This window comes from Hoylesella shahii (assembly GCF_937990675.1).
In the GTDB taxonomy this organism is placed as follows: Bacteria; Bacteroidota; Bacteroidia; order Bacteroidales; family Bacteroidaceae; genus Prevotella; species Prevotella shahii.
This window is the reverse complement of the sequence record NZ_CALKQY010000027.1, coordinates 1-22,741: the sequence shown is the minus strand read 5'-3', so window position 1 is coordinate 22,741 and position 22,741 is coordinate 1. Positions and strand designations below refer to the sequence as shown.

Annotated in this window: 14 protein-coding genes and 2 tRNA genes; 6 read left to right on the top strand and 10 right to left on the bottom strand. The window is 46.3% G+C overall.

The window, feature by feature from the left end; translation table 11 throughout:
- Nucleotides 1-65: 65 nt before the first annotated feature.
- The 3 genes from argS (at nucleotide 66) to QME03_RS04485 (ending at nucleotide 3,714) form a co-directional block, all read left to right on the top strand.
- Entirely contained in the window at nucleotides 66-1,883 is a 1,818-nt protein-coding gene (gene argS / locus QME03_RS04495; protein ID WP_281723605.1) for an arginine--tRNA ligase, read from the top strand.
- A 2-nt stretch (nucleotides 1,884-1,885) separates the two neighbouring features.
- Nucleotides 1,886-2,356 (top strand): RNase H family protein, encoded by a 471-nt coding sequence (locus tag QME03_RS04490; RefSeq protein WP_281723604.1) that lies wholly within the window; start codon nucleotides 1,886-1,888, stop codon nucleotides 2,354-2,356.
- 104 nt (nucleotides 2,357-2,460) lie between these two features.
- A complete protein-coding gene (locus tag QME03_RS04485) occupies nucleotides 2,461-3,714 on the top strand; it encodes an alginate export family protein (protein WP_273112886.1) in 1,254 nt (417 codons plus the stop codon).
- Nucleotides 3,715-4,245: 531 nt separating this feature from the next.
- Here QME03_RS04485 and QME03_RS04480 read toward each other — a convergent pair.
- From QME03_RS04480 to QME03_RS04455, 6 genes are all read right to left on the bottom strand, one after another.
- A complete protein-coding gene (locus QME03_RS04480) occupies nucleotides 4,246-5,793 on the bottom strand; it encodes a YifB family Mg chelatase-like AAA ATPase (RefSeq protein ID WP_281723603.1) in 1,548 nt (515 codons plus the stop codon).
- Between the two features lie 14 nt (nucleotides 5,794-5,807).
- Nucleotides 5,808-6,893, bottom strand: coding sequence for a DUF4369 domain-containing protein (locus QME03_RS04475; RefSeq protein ID WP_273112891.1), 1,086 nt, complete (start codon nucleotides 6,891-6,893; stop codon nucleotides 5,808-5,810).
- A 65-nt stretch (nucleotides 6,894-6,958) separates the two neighbouring features.
- Complete coding sequence (locus QME03_RS04470) at nucleotides 6,959-8,635, bottom strand: tetratricopeptide repeat protein (RefSeq protein ID WP_273112894.1); 1,677 nt, start codon at nucleotides 8,633-8,635, stop codon at nucleotides 6,959-6,961.
- A 24-nt stretch (nucleotides 8,636-8,659) separates the two neighbouring features.
- Nucleotides 8,660-8,745, bottom strand: a tRNA-Leu gene (locus tag QME03_RS04465).
- A 26-nt stretch (nucleotides 8,746-8,771) separates the two neighbouring features.
- Nucleotides 8,772-8,844 (bottom strand) — tRNA-Gly (locus tag QME03_RS04460).
- Between the two features lie 645 nt (nucleotides 8,845-9,489).
- The gene (locus QME03_RS04455) at nucleotides 9,490-11,157 is read right to left on the bottom strand and encodes a formate--tetrahydrofolate ligase (protein ID WP_273112896.1); all 1,668 of its coding nucleotides are present in this window, start codon (nucleotides 11,155-11,157) and stop codon (nucleotides 9,490-9,492) included.
- A gap of 309 nt (nucleotides 11,158-11,466) precedes the next feature.
- Between QME03_RS04455 and miaB the strand changes: the two genes are divergently transcribed.
- Complete coding sequence (gene miaB / locus QME03_RS04450; protein ID WP_281723602.1) at nucleotides 11,467-12,789, top strand: tRNA (N6-isopentenyl adenosine(37)-C2)-methylthiotransferase MiaB; 1,323 nt, start codon at nucleotides 11,467-11,469, stop codon at nucleotides 12,787-12,789.
- A 1,363-nt stretch (nucleotides 12,790-14,152) separates the two neighbouring features.
- On the top strand, nucleotides 14,153-14,677 hold the full coding sequence (locus QME03_RS04445; RefSeq protein WP_281723601.1) for a hypothetical protein: 525 nt from the start codon (nucleotides 14,153-14,155) through the stop codon (nucleotides 14,675-14,677).
- A gap of 419 nt (nucleotides 14,678-15,096) precedes the next feature.
- Here the strand turns inward: QME03_RS04445 and QME03_RS04440 are convergent, their stop codons facing one another.
- The 3 genes from QME03_RS04440 to QME03_RS04430 form a co-directional block, all read right to left on the bottom strand.
- Nucleotides 15,097-16,446 carry a TolC family protein gene (locus tag QME03_RS04440; RefSeq protein WP_281723600.1) on the bottom strand — a complete coding sequence of 450 codons (1,350 nt, stop codon included), beginning with the start codon at nucleotides 16,444-16,446 and terminating at the stop codon, nucleotides 15,097-15,099.
- Between the two features lie 135 nt (nucleotides 16,447-16,581).
- Nucleotides 16,582-19,692: an efflux RND transporter permease subunit gene (locus tag QME03_RS04435; RefSeq protein WP_281723599.1), complete on the bottom strand. Its 3,111-nt coding sequence runs from the start codon at nucleotides 19,690-19,692 to the stop codon at nucleotides 16,582-16,584.
- A gap of 289 nt (nucleotides 19,693-19,981) precedes the next feature.
- On the bottom strand, nucleotides 19,982-20,995 hold the full coding sequence (locus QME03_RS04430) for an efflux RND transporter periplasmic adaptor subunit (RefSeq protein WP_273263109.1): 1,014 nt from the start codon (nucleotides 20,993-20,995) through the stop codon (nucleotides 19,982-19,984).
- Nucleotides 20,996-21,243: 248 nt separating this feature from the next.
- On the opposite strand from QME03_RS04430, the gene QME03_RS04425 reads away from it, so the two are divergent.
- Entirely contained in the window at nucleotides 21,244-22,122 is an 879-nt protein-coding gene (locus QME03_RS04425) for a helix-turn-helix domain-containing protein (RefSeq protein WP_281723598.1), read from the top strand.
- 271 nt (nucleotides 22,123-22,393) lie between these two features.
- On the opposite strand, the gene QME03_RS11835 is transcribed toward QME03_RS04425, so the two are convergent.
- A complete protein-coding gene (locus tag QME03_RS11835) occupies nucleotides 22,394-22,555 on the bottom strand; it encodes a CPBP family glutamic-type intramembrane protease (protein WP_410521754.1) in 162 nt (53 codons plus the stop codon).
- Nucleotides 22,556-22,741 lie beyond the last annotated feature (186 nt).

Genomic DNA, 22,741 nt, shown 5'->3' with positions numbered 1-22,741 from the left:
CACTTAATACCAAAAAAAATAACTACCTTTGCATTCGCTTACAGAAAATAAAGAAATTGAACAGCATGAATATTGAAAGCGAGATAATAGCAACCGTGGTGAAAGCGGTGAAAGAATGTTATGGCCAAGACGTGCCTACAACAATGGTTCAGTTGCAAAAAACTAAGGCCGAATTTGAAGGTAACCTCACGCTAGTGGTGTTCCCCTTCCTAAAAGTGTCTAAACTAAAACCCGAAGACACTGCACAACAATTGGGCGAATATTTGGCACAACACTGCAAAGTGGTGCAAAGCTTCAACGTGGTAAAAGGGTTTCTTAACCTCTCCATCGCTCCTGCTGCATGGATTAGCTTGCTTAACCGCATTGATAGCGACCCTATATTTGGACAAAAAACAGCCAACGAACAATCACCTCTCGTGATGATTGAGTATTCTTCGCCCAATACCAACAAGCCCTTGCACCTCGGACACGTGCGCAACAACCTATTGGGGTGGTCGCTCGCTAAAATTATGGAGGCCAACGGCAACCGAGTTGTAAAAACTAATATCGTTAACGACCGTGGCATTCACATCTGTAAGTCGATGCTGGCCTGGAAAAAGTGGGGCAATGGCGCCACACCCGAAAGCACAGGAAAGAAAGGCGACCACCTTATTGGCGACTACTACGTGGCATTCGACCAACATTACCGAGCCGAATTGGCCGAACTAACAGCCAAATTCAAAGCTCAAGGCCTGAACGATGAAGAGGCTGAGAAACGAGCAAAAGAAGAATCGCCACTCATGAAAGAGGCTCACAACATGCTGGTGAGCTGGGAACAAGGCGACGAAGAGGTGCGCGCACTGTGGCAGATGATGAACAATTGGGTGTATCAAGGCTTCAACGAAACATACAAAGCCATGGGCGTGAGCTTCGATAAAATATACTACGAGTCGGACACTTACCTCGAAGGAAAAGCCAAAGTGGAAGCAGGACTAGATAAGGGACTATTCTTCCGCAAAGATGATGGCAGCGTTTGGGCCGACCTAAGCAATGAAGGACTTGACCAAAAACTGCTGCTTAGAGCCGACGGCACTAGCGTTTACATGACGCAAGACATCGGTACGGCCGACCTACGTTTTAAAGATTACCCCATCGATAAAATGATTTACGTGGTGGGTAACGAACAAAACTATCACTTCCAAGTGCTCTCTATACTGCTCGACAGACTGGGCTTTAAATGGGGAAAAGAACTCGTACACTTCTCTTACGGTATGGTGGAACTGCCAAACGGTAAGATGAAAAGCCGCGAAGGCACCGTTGTAGACGCCGACGAACTAATGGAAGAGATGATTTCGGCCGCTCGTCGCACCAGCGAAGAGTTGGGTAAGTTTGCCGATATGTCCGAAAACGAACGCAACGAGATTGCGCGCATCGTGGGACTGGGCGCTCTAAAATACTTCATTCTCAAAGTAGACGCACGCAAAAACATGCTCTTCAACCCCGAAGAAAGCATCGACTTTAACGGCAACACGGGTCCCTTTATTCAATACACCTATGCTCGCATACGCAGTATTATGCGTAAAGCCGAGGCCGAAGGCTTCGACCTTACCAACACGCTGGCCGATAACCTGCCCATCAACGAAAAAGAAGTGCAACTCATCCAAAAGCTAAACAGCTTTGAAAGCGTGGTTGAACAGGCTGGTAAAGACTATAGCCCTAGTGGCATTGCCAACTACTGCTACGAACTCACCAAAGACTTTAACCAGTTCTACCACGAATATAGCATACTCAACGCTGAAAATGCCGAAGCCAAAACACTGCGACTAACCCTCGCAAAAAATGTGGCTAAAACCATCAAAAACGGTATGCAGCTATTGGGAATTGAGGTTCCTGAGAGAATGTAATCATGGGCTCGCAACTTGTTAACCCGCCATCCAACCGCACAGACACTGTGCTGCCACTACCCCTAGAGGTAAAAGCCAACGCCTGGGCTGTGGATGCGGCTTGCTCGGGCAACCCCGGACCAATGGAATATCAAGGCGTAGACCTTCAAACGGGTTACACCGTGTTTCATTTTGGGCCTGTGCATGGCACCAACAACATCGGTGAATTTCTAGGCATCGTGCACGCTTTGGCACTAATGCAACAACGCGGAATAACCGATAAGGTGATATATTCAGACAGCTATAACGCCATCTTGTGGGTGCAAAAAAAGAAATGCAAAACCAAAATGGAACGAAATGCCAAAACAGAAGAGCTTTTTCAGGTTATCGAAAGGGCCGAACGATGGCTGCAAACACACCAGGTAAACACCCAAGTAATAAAATGGGAAACCACTAAATGGGGAGAGATACCTGCCGATTTCGGGCGAAAGTGAAAACTTTCGCCCTTTTTTATATCTCTATCAAGCATTTACTTGCAGGATCATCGGTTTTTATTTATTTTTGCCGTGAATAATAACTAAACCCAAAAAGATTGACAATGAAAACAACTTTTATCGCATTAGCATTGCTCGCTGTACCTTCTATGATGTGGGCACAAGACGAAAACGAAATTAATATCGATGCGCAAATTCGTGCAAGAGCCGAATACCGCAACGGTTATCAATCCTTAAGAGGCGAATCGGCTCAACCGGCTTCGTTTATTAACGAAAGGGCACGATTGGGTATCGGCTATCAACGTGGCGATGGATTGAGTGCCAAAATCTCAATGCAACAAGTTGGCGTGTGGGGCGCTAACCCACAGATTGACAAAGCTGGACGAATAATGATGAACGAAGCATGGGGACAACTGCGCTTTGGCGAAGGATTCTTCGCTAAACTGGGACGACAAATCCTCTCTTACGACGACGAACGCATCTTCGGAGCTTTGGATTGGAACGTGGCCGGAAGAAGTCACGACGCCTTAAAACTGGGATATGAAAAGGATATGCATAAACTGCACCTTATCTTAGCTTACAACCAAAACGACGAAAACAAACTCGGCACAAAGTTCAATACTGGCGGACAACCCTACAAATACATGCAAACCCTGTGGTACCACTATGGCAACAACGAAAACCCACTAGGACTGTCGCTCTTATTGGCCAACATCGGCTATGAAGCTGGCACAGGAGAAGGCGACACCAAATACATGCAAACCCTGGGAACTCACGTTACTTATCGCCCCGAACGATTCGACTTGCAGGCATCTGCGTATTATCAAACAGGCAAACTTGATGGTTCAACCATGAATGTGTCGGCCTGGATGGCTAGTTTTAACGCTGGTTTTATCGCCAACGACCAATGGAAATTCAACCTGGCCTACGACTATCTAAGTGGTGAAGACGGCACAGGAACTACTGCTAATGCCTTTAATCCGCTCTACGGCACACACCATAAGTTCTACGGAACAATGGATTATTTCTACGCAAGTAATCCTTCTTACAACCTCGGCTTGCACGATATTCAACTGGGTGCTACCTTTACGCCCTCTGAAAAGCTTGACTTGAAGGCTAACGCACACTACTTTATGATGGGCATTAAACAAGACGGTGTGAAGCAAGGACTGGGAACTGAAATAGACTTGCAGCTGGATTACAAAATCAAAAAAGACGTGAAACTAAGCCTTGGATACTCCACCATGCTTGGAACCGAAACAATGGAAAGAATCTTTGGCGGAAACCGCAAGAGCTGGCAAGACTGGGCTTGGGTGTCTTTGAGCATCAACCCCCGCATCTTGGCTTTCAAATGGTAAACTCATTGGCTTGCACCCACTGCCCTCTGGCCACAATTTTGTTGGCCAATACGGGGGCGCTTAGCGCAAACCATCAACTAGCCTGCCATGTCTTTGCTGTCATCACACAACGGCTAAGGACGCAAGGCCAAACCTCATAAAATTCTGTTCGGGATAAACCCACGCTCACAATGCAACGCTATGGCTGCTTGCTACGCTGAACATCTACAGCCATTGCCTGCCTAAAATGCTGTGACCGGGTTTATCCCGAATTGTTTATTGACGAGGTTCTAACACAAATCAGTTTATCAAAGCCCCCAATTCTCCAAAGAAGTACAGAAAGCTTCAGAACTAGGGGCTATTTCTATTTTATCCCAAACGCCTTTTTCTATAGGATAAAATGCATACCTAACCATCATTGCCTGGAAAAGAAACAAACCATCGTAAGTTAGATATAACCGAAGGAAATGGTTTATCTTATCACAATTTACTCCCAATAATCGCAAAATTTCGCCTTCAGAGAAGCACAATTTTCTGCCTTCATACAACAACTTACACCCCTCGCTCTGCCCAATCGCCTCTATCAAGGTTGCGATAGCTAATGGCTTCGGCAAGGTGTTGCTGTTTAACAACATCGCTTTGATCGAGGTCGGCGATGGTTCGCGCCACTTTTAAAATGCGATTATAGGCCCTAGCCGACAAGCTAAGGCGTTCCATGGCCGAACGAAGTAGTTCTATGCCCTCGGCATCTGGCTCGGCAAACTGGTGTATCATGCGTTCGCTCATTTGTGCATTGCTGTACACGCCCTTCACATCCTTAAACCGCTGTTCTTGCATTTGGCGCGCTTTAATCACACGTTCGCGTATAACGGCACTGGGTTCGCCTTGTGTGGCCTGCGAAATGTCTTTAAAGGGCACAGGCGTTATCTCTACTTGGATGTCGATGCGATCGAGAAGCGGACCGCTAATCTTGTTCATATACCGCTGAATTTGGCCTGGCATGCACACGCAATGGTGCGTGGGGTCGCCATAATAGCCACACGGACAAGGGTTCATCGAGGCCACGAACATAAAAGAACAAGGGTATTCGATGGTGTATTTGGCGCGCGAGATAGTGATTTTACGGTCTTCGAGCGGCTGGCGAAGCACTTCGAGGGTGGTTTTGTTAAACTCAGGTAGTTCGTCGGCAAACAAAACGCCATTATGAGCCAAAGAAATTTCGCCAGGCTGAGGCGTTGTGCCTCCTCCAACAAGGGCAACCTCTGAGATGGTGTGATGTGGTGCGCGAAATGGGCGCTGCGAAATAAGCGACATACCTTTGCCTAGTTTACCCGCAACACTATGAATTTGCGTGGTTTCGAGGCTCTCGCCCAGCGACAAAGGTGGCAAAATAGAGGGCAAACGCTTTGCCATCATCGACTTACCCGAACCTGGCGGACCCACCATAATAAGATTATGCGAACCAGCTGCCGCCACTTCCATGGCACGCTTAACATTCTCTTGCCCACGAACGTCGGCAAAATCGAGGTCGAAACGATATTGGTGCTCGTAAAACTCTTTGCGCGTGTCGATAACAGTGGGTTGAAATTGCGACTTACCCGAAAGAAAATTCACCACGTCGATGATGTTTTCCATACCGTAAACATCAAGATTGTTAACCACAGCAGCCTCGCGTTCGTTGGCTTTGGGCAATAAAAGGCCTTTAAACTTCTCGGCTCTGGCCCTGATGGCAATGGGCAAAGCACCCTTTATGGGCTGCAAAGTGCCGTCGAGACTGAGTTCTCCCACCATCATATATTGTTGTAAATTGTCGGTGGGCAACTGACTATCGGCTGCCAAGATAGCAATAGCAAGGGGTAAATCGAAGCTGCTGCCCTCCTTACGAAGGTCGGCAGGCGCCATGTTTACGGTGATGTCGGCCCGTGGGAAACGCATGTTATTGTATTGAATGGCCGACGAAATGCGATCGCGCCCTTCGCGTACAGCCTCATCGCCTAGGCCAGTGAAATGGTATAACATACCCTTCACGAGGTTCACCTCCACGGTAACAGTGGTAACGTTAAGTCCGTTAACCGCCGCGCAGTAGGTTTTAACAAGCATAAGAGATTAAGTTTTCAGAGCAATTTGTCGAGTTGTTCTTTCAATTGGTTGGTATCAAGGTCTTTGGCTACAATCTTTCCGTTTTTCAATAAGATATTAAACGGCACGGTGTAGATGCCTAATTTCTTGGCAACATCGCCTTCGAACATAGCACCATCACAGATATTGGGCCACGAAATGGAGTCGCGTTCAAGAATATCTTTGCATTCGCGTTGCAGTGGGTCAACACAAAGGCTCACCACTTGCAACTTACCTTTGGCTTCGCGTAGCTTTTGTTTGAGCATGCGTTGTATTTCCATGCTCTGCATGTTGGTGGTGCTCCACACGTTAAACACGGCCACAGCAGCCTTGTTGTAGGCTTGTTGGTTCACTTTTTCGCCTTTTGTGGAACGGGCTTGGAAAGCAGGAAGCGGGGCGCCCACCGAGGTTTTGGCCAGCGATGTCACAAGCGATTGCATGCGATGAAGCTCGCCATTCTTGGGCTGTTGTTGCAAAAGCAACTTCAATAGCCTGTCGGCCTCCTTATAGTTAGGTGTGGGTGTGGTGATGAAATAGCGTCTAACAAGATACACAGCCACGGGCGATGCGGGGTTGTCGGCAGCAAACATGGCCGCTGTTTTAGCTATTTGGGGTGGCGAAGCATCAAGAATGGCCTCGCGAAACTGATTCATCAGTTTGTTGTCTTTCGTTCCTTTAACGGTTAGTTCCTTCAAGTGCGAGGCGTTACCCTCCATGTCAACGCTCTTACCAGGCTGTGCAAAGATGGGTTGCTCAGAGAAATTGGGGAACACCATCACCAAAGTTCCCTCGCGTTCGCAAGGAATGTCGTAGGTAAATCGGCCCGCTTCGAGTTTCACGGTGTCGATACCATCGATTAATCCGTTGGTGCTATAGACGTAAAACTCGCCACGATTGAGGTTAAGAAACCTCCCCTCAACCCTAAATCTTTTGCTGTCTACGCCACAAGCAGCGAGCAAAAGCACAAGCGTTAGCGTAGCCAAGGTGGTGCCAGTGGCATAAAAAAGTGAAGGGTTAACAACTCGGCATTGTGCACTAGCGAGACCTTTAAGCTTGAAGCATATAGAAGATATCGTTGTCATAGCGGTAAATGCGAATTGTTAACCCTTCTTTCATCGTGGCCCTAAGGGGCTTCGACGAGTAGTTATTACTTGTTTAACTTGGCGAACTCAAGGTCAACGGCAGCGCGTTGAGCCAAGCGCGAGTCTTTAGCGGTAGCCGATTGCAGTGCAGTTGTTGCAGCAGCGTTGTTGCCTTGGCGAGCATAAGCCACAGCCATGAGGTAATCGGTAACGCCATCGGGGTTCTTCACGTTCTTCAACGTGTTGAGAGCGCCTTCATAGTTTTTGTTCATGAGTTTGGCAAGAGCCGACATATTGCTCTCGTAGTTGCTCAAAGTAGACTCAGCGAGAGAGTAGTTACCCTTAGCAATGTTAAGAGCACCAACGGTTTTGTTTACGTCGTTAGCCAATTGAGCTTTAGCAATGAGCGTTTCGGCTTCAGCAATCTTGCCTTCGTACAATGCAACCATACCCAAGTTAGCATTAGCTTCGGCAGCGTTTGGCGATGTAGCCAGCGCCTTTTGGAAGTAAGTGCGAGCCTCAGAGAGGTTACCAGCTTGCATAGCTAGCACACCCAGGTTGTTGAAAGCACGATAATCGCGATCGTAAAGTTCAGCTGTTTTCTTATAGATGTTCACCTTTTCGTTGGTGTTGTCTGTAAGAGTAGCGTTGTAAAGCAGTTCTTCAGAGCTGAGTTGCGCGGGGTCTGCAGCAAATTGTTCTTTGATTTGCTCATCGCTACGGCCAATAACTTCGTAGTTAATGGTAAGGCGTGCGCGGCGCAGTTCGGGCAAAATGCCAGTTGCTAGTTCGCGGAAACCTTCGCTCATGTTACGAATTTGGCGTTCGCGCTCTTCAGGATCCTTGTACATAGAAAGCACACGGAGGATAACATCTTTGTCTTGCAGGTTAGAAGCCTGAACCAACTTTTGGAATCCTTCCCAGTCTTGAGCGGTGTAGCGTGCGTCAACAGCACCCTCCATCTTGTTTTGTTTCAATTGTCCCTTAACATAACCTTCGCCAGTTGTTTGACGTTTAGCAGCCAGTTTATCGTTAACGGTGAAGCCACCTTCGGGCGAAGCATAGGCGTTAACCTCAACATTGCGGAGGTTAAGTTTCTCGCGATCGGCGTTAATTTGCTTCAACATCTTCACGAACTCAGTTACAGAGTTGTTCTTGAGCTCAGAGCTACGCAAGTTAGCTTGGTTGATAAGGAATTTAATGTTAGCCTCTTGTTTCTGTGCTTTTACGCGTTGGAAGCTGTCTGGAGCGATGCACAAGCCATCGTTGGCCATTGCTTCGCGGTAAAGTTGCGACGTAGCCACCACGCCATACGAAACTTTTACGGCAGGTAGGTCCACTTTTTTCTTACCCTTTCTTGCATCGAAGGTGAGGTAAAGGTCGCTCTTAATCATGTCGGGCACGTAGTTAAAGTCGGTTTTCATCGAATAGCGACCGCCCATTTTGTAAGGCACTTGCTGTCCGTTAGCCATAGCCTTCTCGCCTTGGAAGGTTGCGCCCTCGCCTGTTGCTACTTGACCACCCGCATAACGAAGTTCGGGAATGATCTTAACTACGGCTTTCTTCTTCATATACTTAGCAGGAAAGTTGGCATCAATAGTAGCTGATACCATACCGCCATTGGCTTCCAACGGGGTTGGAGTTACCTGGAAGTTGTCGGCTGTCAAAGGTCCGAGCTTCGAACACGATGTCATTGCCAACGAAGAAAGCACTGATAACGTAAGGATTAGATTCTTATTCATAATAGATAAAGTGTTTAGAAGGTGTGCCGCGAGCGGGACTCGAACCCGCACAGCCATTACTGGCCAAGGGATTTTAAGTCCCTCGTGTCTACCAATTCCACCATTGCGGCATCGTTCTTGGGTCGATTTGGGTTTGAGCGGAAAACGAGACTCGAACTCGCGACCCCAACCTTGGCAAGGTTGTGCTCTACCAACTGAGCTATTTCCGCGTAATAATGGGTGCAAAGTTAGCCGTTTAGCTTGGAACAACCAAAGGATTTTACACAATTTAATACATTAATGCATTCTGCCATTCATCATAAAAGACACAAATAGGACATTTTTTTCACCGTCTTTTTATATCATTTTATTTGACGTTGTTTTATAACAACTGCATTAAGAATGATTTATGCAAGTATTAAACAAGGTGAACAAACAAGAAATGTTTGGAAAAACAGAATAATATTGTCGCATCTCATATTTCTCGTTATTTAACATTATTATCATTCAAATCCACGAAAATAAAGAAGCAGACCTTAGGTTCGCAACATTTATTACCATCAAGTGTTTGAGCAAATTCGCTGCTATTCCGTTCATTTCTTCGCACAAAAACATCTATTAAAAAGCAAACAACGCATCGAAAACCGCACATTCCACCTTTTACCTTTGGTTTATTGATTATAGAATGCAACATCTGCACCTCTTTTCACGCCATTTACGCCACCCATGTTAAGCAAAACAGTGCCATAAGCTAGAGCATACACGCACAAGGGCACAAAAAACAGCATTAAGACAGGTGCATGGAATAAAAAATAAGCGGGTTGAGACACACCTATTTAATATAAGGTAATGCCCCAACCCGCTTTTATTTTAGTTTACGACAAACCTTCTATCACGCCGTTAACAACGTCGATGCGCTCGGCTTGTGGACTCTTTGGCAAGCCTGGCATACGCATGATGTCGCCTGCAACGGCCACAATCATTTCCGAACCCGTGTTGATAACAAAGTCGCGGATGGTGATATCAAAGTTAGTGGGCAGTCCGTAGGCCTTTGCATCCTCGGAGAACGAGTATTGTGTTTTGGCAATGCACACGGGGAAATGTTCCAAACCCAGTTCTTTAATGCGTGCGAGCTTTTTCTTTGCTGCAGGTTTCAGCACCACATCGTTAGCGCCATAGATATTTTGAGCAATCTTGCGCACCTTTGTTTCGATGTCATCGGCATCCTCGTACATCATCTTCAGAGGTTTCGAAGGGTTTTTCTCGATGGTTTCTACCACCAATCGTGCAATTTCTTCGGCACCTTTACCTCCCTCGCCAAATGCAGTATTGAGTGCAAAGCCCACGCCCTGTTCTTCGCAATGGCGACGAACAACATCCAATTCTTCGTCGGTGTCGGTAGCAAAGCGGTTCAAGCACACCACAACCGTTTGTCCAAAGGCCTGCATATTAGCGATATGTTTATCCATATTAGCCAATCCACGGCGCACACCTTCCACGTTTGGCGTTTTAATTTCCTTTTCGTTCACGCCTCCGTGCATCTTAAGTGCCTGAGCCGTAGCCACTAAAACAGTTAGTTTGGGTGCTATTCCGGCCTTGCGGCATTTAATATCGAAGAATTTTTCAGCACCTAAGTCGGCACCGAATCCGGCCTCTGTGATGGCATAGTCGCCAAAAGTCATGGCCATCTTGGTAGCCATCACGCTATTACATCCGTGCGCAATGTTAGCAAACGGACCACCATGAATGAAGGCGGGCGTGTTTTCGATGGTCTGAACCATGTTAGGATGAATGGCATCGTGCAGAATAGCCACGATGGCACCACCCACACCGAGGTCTTTAACGGTGAAGGGTTTGCCCTCAAGTGTTATGCCCAGCAGCACATTATCAATGCGTCGGCGCAAATCTTCCTCGCTAGTAGCAAGGCAGAAGATGGCCATTATCTCTGATGCGGGAGTGATATCGAAACCGCCCTCGGTAACTATTCCATCGGTTTTTCCACCCAATCCTGTTACGATGGTACGCAAATTACGGTCGTTCACGTCGAGAACACGACGCCACAACACCTCTTTCATACCAAATCCATCGTCTTGATGTTGATAGATATAATTGTCTAACAGGGCTGCAATCATATTGTTGGCCGAGGTAATAGCGTGGAAGTCGCCCGTAAAGTGCAAGTTAATTTTCTCCATAGGCAACACTTGTGCATATCCGCCACCAGCAGCACCGCCCTTCATACCAAAGCAAGGACCGAGCGAAGGTTCACGAAGAGCCACCACAGCATTCTTTCCAATGCGGTTCATACCCAGGGCCAAGCCCACGCTAACGGTTGTTTTACCGTTTCCGCTTTTGGTTGGGGTGATTGAAGTAACCAAGATAAGGTTGCATTTCTTCACCTTTTCCTCGTTGATAAGCGTATAAGGAACTTTAGCAATATGCTTGCCATAGGGTTCTAACTCCACTGCTGAGATACCTGCTTTTGCTGCAATATCGTAAATTGGTTCAAGAGTGGCCTCGCGGGCGATTTCAAAATCTGTCTTCATAAGATGTGTAAAGCTTAGTTTAGTAATACTGGGGGTAATTAAACTCGGGGTCAAATTTAGGTTATTTTTTTGCAACAGCCAAGCGTTTGGGCAAGAAAAAAAGCAACAAAAGTGGTTTTTCTTAAGCCAACGCCAACCTCTACCGCCCCACAAGGCATCGCCCACCCTGCCCCATGCTAGCTTCTGCCATTGACTTGGCCAACACTTTATCTGCCGTTCGCCACCCCTTTTCGCAAAAAATGTAGTAACTTTGCATGATGATAACAACGGTTAGGCCACGCCTAACCCACTTTTCCAATAGTAAAGGTAATGAAAAAGCTATATATTGAGACCTACGGTTGCCAGATGAATGTGGCCGATAGCGAGGTGGTGGCTTCGGTTATGCAGATGGCTGGATACGAAATGTGCCAAGACGAGGCCGAAGCCGATGCCATATTTATGAACACTTGCAGTGTGAGAGAGAATGCGGAAAACAAAATTTATAACCGACTTGACACGCTGCACGCTGAACAAAAGAAGGGCAGAAAGGTGATTCTCGGCGTACTGGGATGTATGGCCGAGCGCGTAAAAGACGATTTAATTGAGAACCATCACGCACAATTGGTGGCTGGACCCGATTCTTATCTCAACCTCCCCGATATGATAGCCCAAGCCGAAGCTGGCAATAAGGCCATCGACATCGCGCTATCTAAAACCGAAACCTATAAAGACATTGTGCCCCAACGTGTGGCTTTGGCCAAGATTAGTGGGTTTGTAAGCATTATGCGTGGCTGCGACAACTTCTGCCACTACTGCATTGTGCCTTATACTCGTGGCCGCGAGCGTTCGCGCGATGTGGATAGCATACTCAACGAGGTGCGAAACCTGCAACAACAGGGCTACAAGGAGGTTACGCTCTTGGGACAAAACGTCAACAGCTACCGATTTGTTAACGCCGAAGGGCAAACCGTTGACTTCCCTCAGCTACTTAGACTGGTGGCAGAAACGGCTCCCACAATGCGCATTCGCTTCTCTACTCCTCACCCCAAAGACATGAGCGACGCCACGCTTCGCGTTATTGCCGAGGTGCCTAACGTGTGCCGACACATCCATTTGCCCATTCAAAGCGGTAGCGACAAGGTGCTTAAGCTGATGAATCGCAAATACAACGTGGAGTGGTATCTTAGTAGAGTGAAGGCCATTCGCGAACTAGTGCCCGACTGCGGATTGTCTACCGACATCTTTGTGGGCTTCCATGGCGAGACCGAAGCCGACCATCAAGAGTCGCTTCGCATCATGCGCGAAGTGGGTTACGACTCGGCTTTCATGTTTAAATACAGCGAACGACCTGGCACTTATGCCTCAAAACATCTGCCCGACGATGTTCCTGAGGATGTTAAGATACGCCGACTCAACGAGTTGATTATGGTTCAGAACGAAAATTCGGCCATTGCCAACCGCGCTGAAGTGGGAAAAGTGCGCGAGGTACTGGTTGAAGGTCCTTCAAAACGTAGTCGCGAACAGCTGTGCGGACGAACCGAACAAAACAAAATGGTGGTGTTCGACAAAGGTAACCACCACATTGGGCAATATGTGCAGGTGCGAATAACTGGCAGCACCAGCGCCACTCTGCTGGGCGAAGCGGTAGACTAAACGGCCTGGCACAACTCTTAAACGCCACGGCAAAACACATTGCGCACCTTAGAACAACAACTTTACCACAATAAAGGGATGCTCAAAAGCATGAAAACAACGTCACTTCCCTAACACATATCGTGTGCAGCAACTTGTTGCACACGATATTTTTTTGCACCACCTCCCAACAACGATGTGCATAACTTCCGCTCACTATTGTGCATTGGCAACACGCTGCTTCATTGCAATGACGTCAACGCGTGAGGCATAATAAGGCAATCACCATAACAACGCGTCGGAATAGCAAGATGCGAAATGTAAAATATTTACACCATTTTTTAACATTATGAGTGCCATCGCCGAAAAAAATCTGGCCAATGGGCGTAAATTCGCGCGTATTTATAAAGTTTACAACAGGCTGATTTACAGATAGTTAAATAAGAAATAACCCAAAACACACCTTTTTAGGCCTTTTTTAACGACTTTAAACCCATCTACTCGCACGAACTTAAATCGATTTCTGATTTTTCGAAGCAATCATCTAACCGCCTATCAATCAAAACACTACCGCCACTCGCCACCCAATAACGATGCTATTTTCAACAACTAGTTTTGCGTTTTGCTGCATTTTACCTCGCGTTTTGCAGCATTTTACCTTGCGTTTTGCAGGAGATAGCAGTGCGTTTTGCTGCTAAATACAACGCGTTTTGCACCAAAACGCAGAATTTTAGCACCCTTTTGTCGGCATTTTTTTGTTGCTGCGAACCAAAAAAAGGCGTTATTTTCTTCAAAGAGAAATGCAAAACCATAGTAAATAACAAAAAATGGCGCAAAAACCTTGCGCTTATGTGTAGCATCTTTGTTCTATTTAGCACGTTTTATATAGGTTTTAGTAGGGTTATCGGGCTAGAATGGGGTGACAAGAGGGACGCACTTTGTAAAGTATGTTTACCAAATTAACAACTCGCCGATAATTGTTTTGCCCAACACAACCTAGACAATACTACACCATTTATAACCTCCGATGATAAAAAATGAATGAATAACGCTTTACTTTAAGTCTTTTATCAATACCAAACACCCGCAAACGTTTGACAAAAGCACAACAAACCAACATAAAAATTGGAAATTGTCTTAAAAAAAGACTAAATACGAGCCTTCCTTTAAACATAAAGCACTAACTTTGCATTGTGTAATGAAAGTACTTCGTAAATAGCAAAGTACTGAAAATGAAATAAAACACCTATTTAAGACGTAACTACCATGACAAAACAAGAAAGAACTAGCCCCAAGGGGTGGTTTTACAAGTCGTATTTTTAACATTTAAACATATACAATGAATCAAAGTAATCTTTTTATGCGTTGCACAAAAACTCTCTTCGTGCTCGCAACAGTAGTTATCGCAAGTGTGGCCGTGTGTGGTTGTTCAAGCAAACACGAAGAAACCGAGCAGCCTGTAACGCCCAACACCATTACAATAGACGGTAAGGAGAAAACCATACTACAGGCTGTTTATACAGACTTCACGCTCAGCAACGACTACCAGCTTGCGCTTATCTTATCTCAAGACCGCAACGAGAGAGTGGAAATAAACTTCAACACCACCAATCATGCTAATAAAGACATTAACCTTGCCAAAAGAGACGATGCATCTCAAGAGGGAGGAAGCTGGAAAGTGAACTACTATGACGCTGCTGGAAACCTCGTAATTAACACCTGGGGACAATCTAAAGAAAACTATAACGAGGGCGAAGCCATTTTGCCTGTGTTTATACAAGGGAGGATGCGCATTGCTCCTGGTAAGAATAATGACATCAATATCTTTCTGAAAGATGGCGAAGTAATTGGCAAAGATGGCAAAAAACACACCATCATCATCAATTACGACGGCAAAACAGAAAAATAATAGCCAATAGGTAATGCGGGGGAACGCCCTGCTAGGGATAAACACGTAAAGGATGTACACCTTGCTCTACATCCTTTGGGGTGAAAAAGCCTTAGCACATCGTTATGTATGGTGCAACCCAATGGCGTTATTGTGGCTGCAAGTGCAAGCTCAATAGGTGCACCAGCCCAGCCACAACGCATACTTTGCCATGCCATGAATGGCAAATGGCAGCACAACGCATGGCCTGGAGTAACGGCAGCAAGTTAATGCAGCCACACCAGCAACAGCTGATGGCTGTACCATTAACATTTATGGCCTTGCCACTAACAGCTTATCTCCCCATTACTAAACACATATAGCCTCGCTACAAGCAGTTAGTAGCGAGGCTATATTTTTATATTAACAGTAAAGAGAACCCTAATAGACCCAATTAATGCCTACCTAGCCGTGGCTTTGAGGTAAGCCGTGCGAGCGTTAAGATAAGCCACCACAGCCTCGCTATATTGGTTACGCGCCTTTTGGTCTTGGGTGTGTGCATCGAGCAAGTTGCTCATTGTTCCCGTGCCAGCCTCATAATAGTCTTGGTTAAGGCGAAGATTTTCGCTAGCCTGCTCAATACTTAGTTTAGCCAATTGTATTTGTTTATAGGCCGTTTCCAGGTTGTTATATGCATTTTGCATTTGTATAAGCAACAGTTGTTTGCTATCTTCCCTTTCGTCGATGGCAATTTGTTCGGCTATTTTCTGTCGTTTCAATCCACGATTTCCCCATAAGTTGCTGATGGGCACCGAGAGAGTGGCCAGTCCCACCACATTGGTGCGTCCCTTATTGGTAAAGTCGTGATACACGCCAGCAACCCCCACGGCCAGCGAAGGCAGCATTTCGCCCTGCTTAACGCGTGTTAGCAGATGGTTGGCTTCCACCTTTTTATCCAGCAATCGCACCTCAGTGCGTTGTTCAAGAGCCGAAGCATGGTTCACGGAGAGCTGTCGTGGGTCGGGCAATTCGTTGGTAAGCGTGCGGTCGATGTCGATATCTTCGTTGGGTTTACCAATATATTGCGCGAGCACCATTTTGCAAAGAGCGATGCCGTTGTTAAGCTTTAGGCGATTAACAGCCATTTCGTTTTGCTTCAGTTTCACGCTTAACACATCGTTTTTGTTGGTCACCCCAGCCTCGAAGGCGTTGTTAGCATCTTTAAGAATACTCTCCAGTTGCTTATCGGCAGCGTCAAGGATTTTCTCTTGTTCGTAAAGAGCCAGCAGTTGGTTAAAATACACCTCGGTGGTTTGTGCCACATCGTCGACACTTTGCTGCAACATCAGTTCTTTAACCTGTGTTTGCACGTCGGCCAATTTATTGGCATTGATGATGCGTCCGCCAACAAAAACGGGCTGCATAGCCACGAGCGAAGCCAGCGTTCCATGCTGTAGAGCCTGGACGGTGTAGCTAGTGGGTAGCGAAGCCAGTATAGCGGGGTTCAATCCCACGCGTTGAACGATGGCTGCAAGCTTTTGTTGTGCCTCAGCTGGCATTGAAAACTCCTCTTGCACCAAATGGTCTACGGCATGAAAATATGTTCCGTTGGCCATTACTTGTGGCAGATATTTTGCTCTAGCCTCTTTTTGTTGCTCTTTGGCAGCGGCAATTTCCAGTCGTGCTCGTTTCAGTTTCACGTTGTTTTCTTTGGCCAACGTTTTGCATTGTTCTAGCGAATATGTTGTTTGCGCATTGGCAGCGAGTGGCAAGCACAGCGCCAAGAGCAGGTGAAGTTTTTTGATGTTCATGAGTTTTTTTATTTAAGTTCATGAGTTTTTGAGTTCATGAGTTTTTGAGTTGTGGGGCGTTTGGGGGTATGAAGTTGAGGAGTTTAGGAGTTAACTCCATAACTTTTTAGTTCCTCCTTTCTCCATTACTACTTACTACTTGGTGTGTGCCACCATCTTCAGCGTTCTTTTGCGGTCTTGGATTCTGAAAATCATCCAGTAGCCAATAGGAATCATGGTGACGATGAAGAACAACGACACAATAGTACCGAAGCAAACCACCACACCCATTGGGCCCCAGAGTGGCGTATTGGCAATAACCATGGGGATAACACCCATAGAAGCGGCCGCACTAGTAAGGAAGATGGGGCGCATACGTCGCTGTGCAGCTTGCAGGGCAGCCCGTTTTGCGGACAGTCTGTGGTGCACGCGCAGTTCTTCGGCATAGTCAACCATGATGATACCATTACGCACAATGATACCCATGAGCGAGATAATACCCAGAATACCAGTGATACCCACCTCTTGTCCCATGACAAGCACGCCCGTGGCAGCGCCCAACAGCGAGAACAACAGAGCCAACATAATGAGCACCGACATGCGAATATCCTTGAAATGGAACAGCAAGATGGCGAAGATGATAACGATAGAAATGGCCAATCCGCTATAAATTTGCGGTTGCGTTTCTAGGTCTTTCTCCCTTTGTCCGCCCACAGTCATGGTTACTCCTTGAGGAAGTTCAATCTTATTCATCTCGGTTATCACCTTATCGGTAACCTCGTTAAGATTTAATCCGCGTTTAGCATCGGCTAGAACCGACATGGTTCGCACGCCATTGCGGTGGTGAATAGAGGTGTAAGTCCAGTCGGGCGATACCTTAGCCACCTGTCTTAGTGGCACATGCACCCCAGGAAGCAGTCCGCTAATGGTGGCATTCTCAAGGTCTTCGGGTGTTTGATGCCCAGCATGGTTATCCTTTAGCTTCACCGTTACGGGGTAATCGCCCTCCCAGATGGTGGTTAGAGGCACACCATCGCCGAAGCGAGTGGCGAGGTTTACCGACAGAAGACTCTTGCTGATGCCCAGTCTTGAAGCCTCGTAATCGTCTATTTGCACAGCCAAGCCCGATGTGCTACCATCAAAGTTGTTGCGTACCAGCAGCAGTTCGGGCATGTTTCGCATGCGCATTGTGGCGCTGTCTACCACCTGTTGAATGGCTTCGAGGTTGTTACCGCTAAACCTTATCTCAATAGGTGAGCTAGCATCGCTATAATCAAGCTGCTTAATTCGCACTTGTGCATCGGCAAAATAGTCGGTATAACGATTGGTGAAGCTATCTACCAGAGCCACTGTAGCCGCGTCGTTATCTGTATTAACGATAAACTGGGCATAGTTTGTGCCGCCCAATTGCGGTGCATAGGACGTTTGGAAACGTGGCGACGACATGCCGTAGAACGTAGAGATGTTACGTATTCTCTCGTCTTTTATCATCATATTGCGCAAGCTATCGGCCACGTTTGCAGTGCGTTCGATGCTTGTGCCTTGTGGAAGATAAATCTCAACAGCAAACTGATTGCGCTCTGCACGAGGCATTAGCTTCTGTGGCATGCTGGCAAACAGCAGTCCACCCACCACCACAGAGAGCACTCCCACAGCCAATGTAACAAAGGGATGAGCGAAACAACGCTCAATGAGTCGGTCGTAATAGGCTTGTATGATGTCGAGGAACGAACGTTTTTGTTTGCTATTGTCGTTGTCATCTTTCTTCAGTCCCTTACGTATAAAGGTGTATTGCATCCAAGGCACCACCAAAACGGCCACCAAGAGCGATGCACCAAGCACCACGCTGATGCCAAGTGGGAACCACTTAACAAAGTCTTTCATCATTCCCTTCATCGTAAGCAGCAGCGGGAAGAAGGTGATAGAGATAGCCAGTGTAGCACTAAAGATAGAAGAGAAGAACTCGTTGGCCGAATAGGTGGCTGCATGCCAGCGGCTCATGCCCTCGTCTATCTTCTCGATATACGAGTCGATGATAACGATAGAGTTGTCTACAATCATACCCAAGGCCACGATTAGCGATGCCAAAGTCACGGTGTTGAGTTCGATACCAAAGGCATAGAACAGTCCGAGGGTGATAAAGATGGTGATAGGAATGGTGCTAGCGGCCACACTTGCCACGCGCATGGGCAGCAAAAGCATGATAACCACCACCACCGATGCAATGGCAATAAGCAATTCTTTTAAGAAGTCCATCACCGAAGTGTTCACCACCTCGCTTTGGTCTGTAATAGTATAAGTGCTTACATCTTGTGGCAGGGTGGCTTGGAAGTCGGCCAAGATGTTCTTAACCTTATCACCAAACTGCACAATATTGCTTCCCTCGTTCATTTCGATTGAGAGAACGAGGCACTTTTGTCCATTGTTCTTCACATATTTGTCGGCATCGGGATATTCGCGTTTGATGGTAGCGATGTCTCTCAGCCTAATAACGTTTCCACGTGGGTCGCTATACACAATGCGATTAGCCACATCGTTCTCGCTATTCATTTGCGAACGTAGGTGTATGGGGCGCGTTGTTTGTCCGTCGTTCACCTTTCCGCTCATCAAAGTCATACCCTGCGACGAGAGGTTTGATAAGAGTGTAACCGAGTTTATGCCATAATCCGAGAGTTTAGCGCGATCGATATACACGCCGATTTCTTCGCCCTGTTCGCCGCTCACGCGCAAGTTAGCCAGTTCGGGAATAGTGCGCAGTCGGTCTTTCAGTGCGTTCATATACTCGTGCAGTTCGCGATAAGTCTTTGTTTTGCTCTCAAGTGTGATGAGCATAGCCGAGGTATCGCCAAAGTCGTCGTTAGCAATAAGCGCCAAAACGCCTTGCGGAAGCGTCACTTTAAACTGTTGTAGCTTAATTTTAAACTTGCTCCAAAACTCGTCTTTGTTTGTAACGTCATCGTTTAGCTCAACAAAAACATAGGTAATACCATCTTTTGTTTGCGAGCGAGTTTTCTCTTTCTTTATCTCTTTAAATCCCCAGAGGAATGTTTCCAGCGGTTTTGTTACCTGTTCTTCCACTTCGGCAGAGGTGGCACCAGGATAAACAGCGGCCACAACTCCTTGTCGAATGGTGAACGAGGGGAACTCGTTTTTGGGCATATTGATGAGTGCGAACACACCGAAACCGATGAGTACCACCATCAACAAGAGCATGATGCTGTTGTAATGCATCACACTTTCTATGATATTTCTTTTGCGTTTAGACATAAATCCGTGTGTTTATATATTGTGTTTGTGAGTGAACGGGTGGACGGGTTAACCAGTTGACGAGTTAACCAGTTGACAAGTTGACAAGTTGACGAGTTGACAAGTTTGCCAGTTTACCAGTTGATGAGTTAACAAGGCGACAAGTTAACGAGCTAACAAGACAGGTGCGCAGCCATTTTTTCACCTTTTCACTTTTTCACCTTTTCACCTTTTCACCTTTATAAGCCTTTAAGTTCACTAAGCATATCACTCCCCTCTCCCCTTGGAGAGGGGCTGGGGGTGAGGCTTTTTAAATCACTTTCACTCCTTCGCTCACCTTGTTTTGACCGTTAACAATAACCTTATCACCTTGCGACAAGCCACTACTAACCACCACGCCGCTTTGACATACACCACTCTGCGTGATGTCTCTACGATGCGCAACGCCGTTTTCTTCGACCCAAACATAAGGTTTTGAACCATCTATCAGCACTGCTTCTTGCGGCACAACGATACCTTTTGCTGCACCCGTACTGGCCAATTGCGCGCTGCACACCATGCCAGGCAATAGCTGATGGCCAGGATTGGGCAGACTAACAATAACATCGTAGGTGTGACTAAGCAAGTTGGCCTGAATGCCTTTCTCGGTAACCTTACCCTCGAAAGCCTTTCCATCGAGCGCCGAAACAGTGAAAGGCACCAACTGCCCTTTGGCAATGCCCGATATTTCGTTTTCGGGAACGGCAATTTTCATATCCACACGGTCGAGCTTCACCAATTTAAAGCAACCTATTCCAGGCGCCATGTTGTTGCCCGTATCTACCATTCGTTGCGAAATAAAGCCATCAAAAGGCGCACGCAACTCGCAATTTTGAAGTGTTTTGCGTGCAATGCGCTCGGCCGCTTCGGCTTCGGCCAGCTTCGTTTGCACATCTACGAAACGAATTTCGGGCAAACTACCCTTCTTATATAATTGTTCTAAACGCTTAAAAGCATCGCGAGCTTGCGACAAAGTACTCATAGCCATGTCGTGCGCGCTTTGCGCAGAAGTTTTATCTATCACAGCCAACAATTGCCCTTTACGCACAGCTTGGCCTTCGTCTACCAACACCTGAGACACTGTTCCCAGCGTTGCAAAACTAAGCGTTGAACCATAACTCTCCTGAATAACACCCACATAGGTGCGTTTTCCATCAACACTTCCTGATTGTACAGCAATCGTTTTCACCTTAACGGGAGCAACAGTGTGGTCTTCTTTCTTACTGTTGCAACCGCTCAACACCACAGCAAGTGTTGCAATGGCCATGAATTTAATCTTTGTCATATTTCCTTACTTTACTCATTTCTTATATGATAAACGTCTAACCCTTTTATACCTAAAATCGGTTATCAAGGTGTTAAAAACCTATTGTTTATGTGTGACGATGCAAAATTAAGAATATAAAAGGACTCGTACAAGGCCAAAATTGGCTCAAATATGTTCTATATTATATATTAACACTAATTTTTAAGCACATTTACGCAATATTCTACAAATTATTTTGTACATTTGCAATGAATTAAAGCATAAATATGGAACAACGATTGCAACTCCCCTTCAGCTTAAGAAGCTTCCAAGCTACAGACATTGGCACTGAATTAGACCGTCGACTGATATCCATTCACCGCACATTTGCCTTGGTGTTGTGCACTCAAGGCAGCATAAGTGTGAGCATAGACAACAAACCCTACCATATTAATAAGGGCGACACGCTGTTCGTGCCACCTGCTATTTATGCACAAATCAATAACGTTAGCAACGACTTACAGGGAATTGTATTCTTTGTGGATTACGATTTTATTATGTCTATTGTAAACAAAACGATGGACATCACCACAGGTTTGTATTTTAGCGAGCACCCTTTCCTCTCGCTATCGGTTAGCCAATACGACCGCATTCTAACCCAAATGCAAACCTTGATGGCACGCGAAAGCCACGAAAACGAACACTATGCCAACTCGCCCAACCCGCAAGTGATTACCGAACTGCTGGCTTCGATGGGCCGAACGCTTATCTATGAAATCGTGAATTGCTACATGATGAGCCACCATTTACAGGTGGGAACGTGGAACGTTACCGATAAATTAGGACAAAATTTCATTGTGGAGGTGTATAACAATTATCGTAAGCACCGCGAAGTGGCTTACTATGCCAACCTGCTTTGCGTTACACCCAGCTATTTATCAGTGGTGGTGAAGGAGAAAACGGGTAAAACGGCCCTGCAATGGATTAACGACATCGTGATGAGCGATGCACGCCAACTGCTGCTTTACAGCGATCAAAGCATCAAAGAGATTGTGGCTACACTGGGTTTCCCCAACCAATCGTTCTTCGGAAAATACTTTAAGCAACACGCTGGCAAGTCGCCTAAACGCTTTAGAATGGAAGGAAGGGGCGCAAAAAAGGATTAACACCCTAAACTTTCTTTATACAAGGATGGCCGTTTATTAATATTGTGTGAGGGCCATACATATAATATGAATGCCGTTTATCAATAACCGCGATTGCCTGCACCCGTTATAGACTTGCTTGTTTTATTGCAAGTCTCAGCCATTACTAGGCCATCGCCTATCGCAATAAAGCACAACAGAATGTAAATAGATAGTTTTACAACAGCGTTGACGCCTTTTTAAATTTGACAACAAAATAACATCGCCACGCTACTAGTCTCTTGTAGTGGCACTACAAACGGCTTGTAGCACTGTATCGCGTAAGCAATCCACGAAGAAGCACCCCTCTAAACATTGTTTCCTCTATCACTGGACCAATAAAGATGGCGCCAATACAAAGCCAAACATCTGCAACTCCTTCTGTTGGGGAGGAGAAAAGTGTGGCGAAGGGAATAACAATGAGGGTCTCAATAACAACTACTATCCCAGCCGTAAACCATAAGTAGGGTAATTCAGTTAATTCCCTCTTAGGAATCTCTGGAGACTGTCAAATGCCAGATTCTTTTCTTGAAAAGCGTTTTTGGAAGAGTACTTGATGTGCTTTGCGCGCAAAAGCTCCCAAATGTCGAGCCGTATGGGC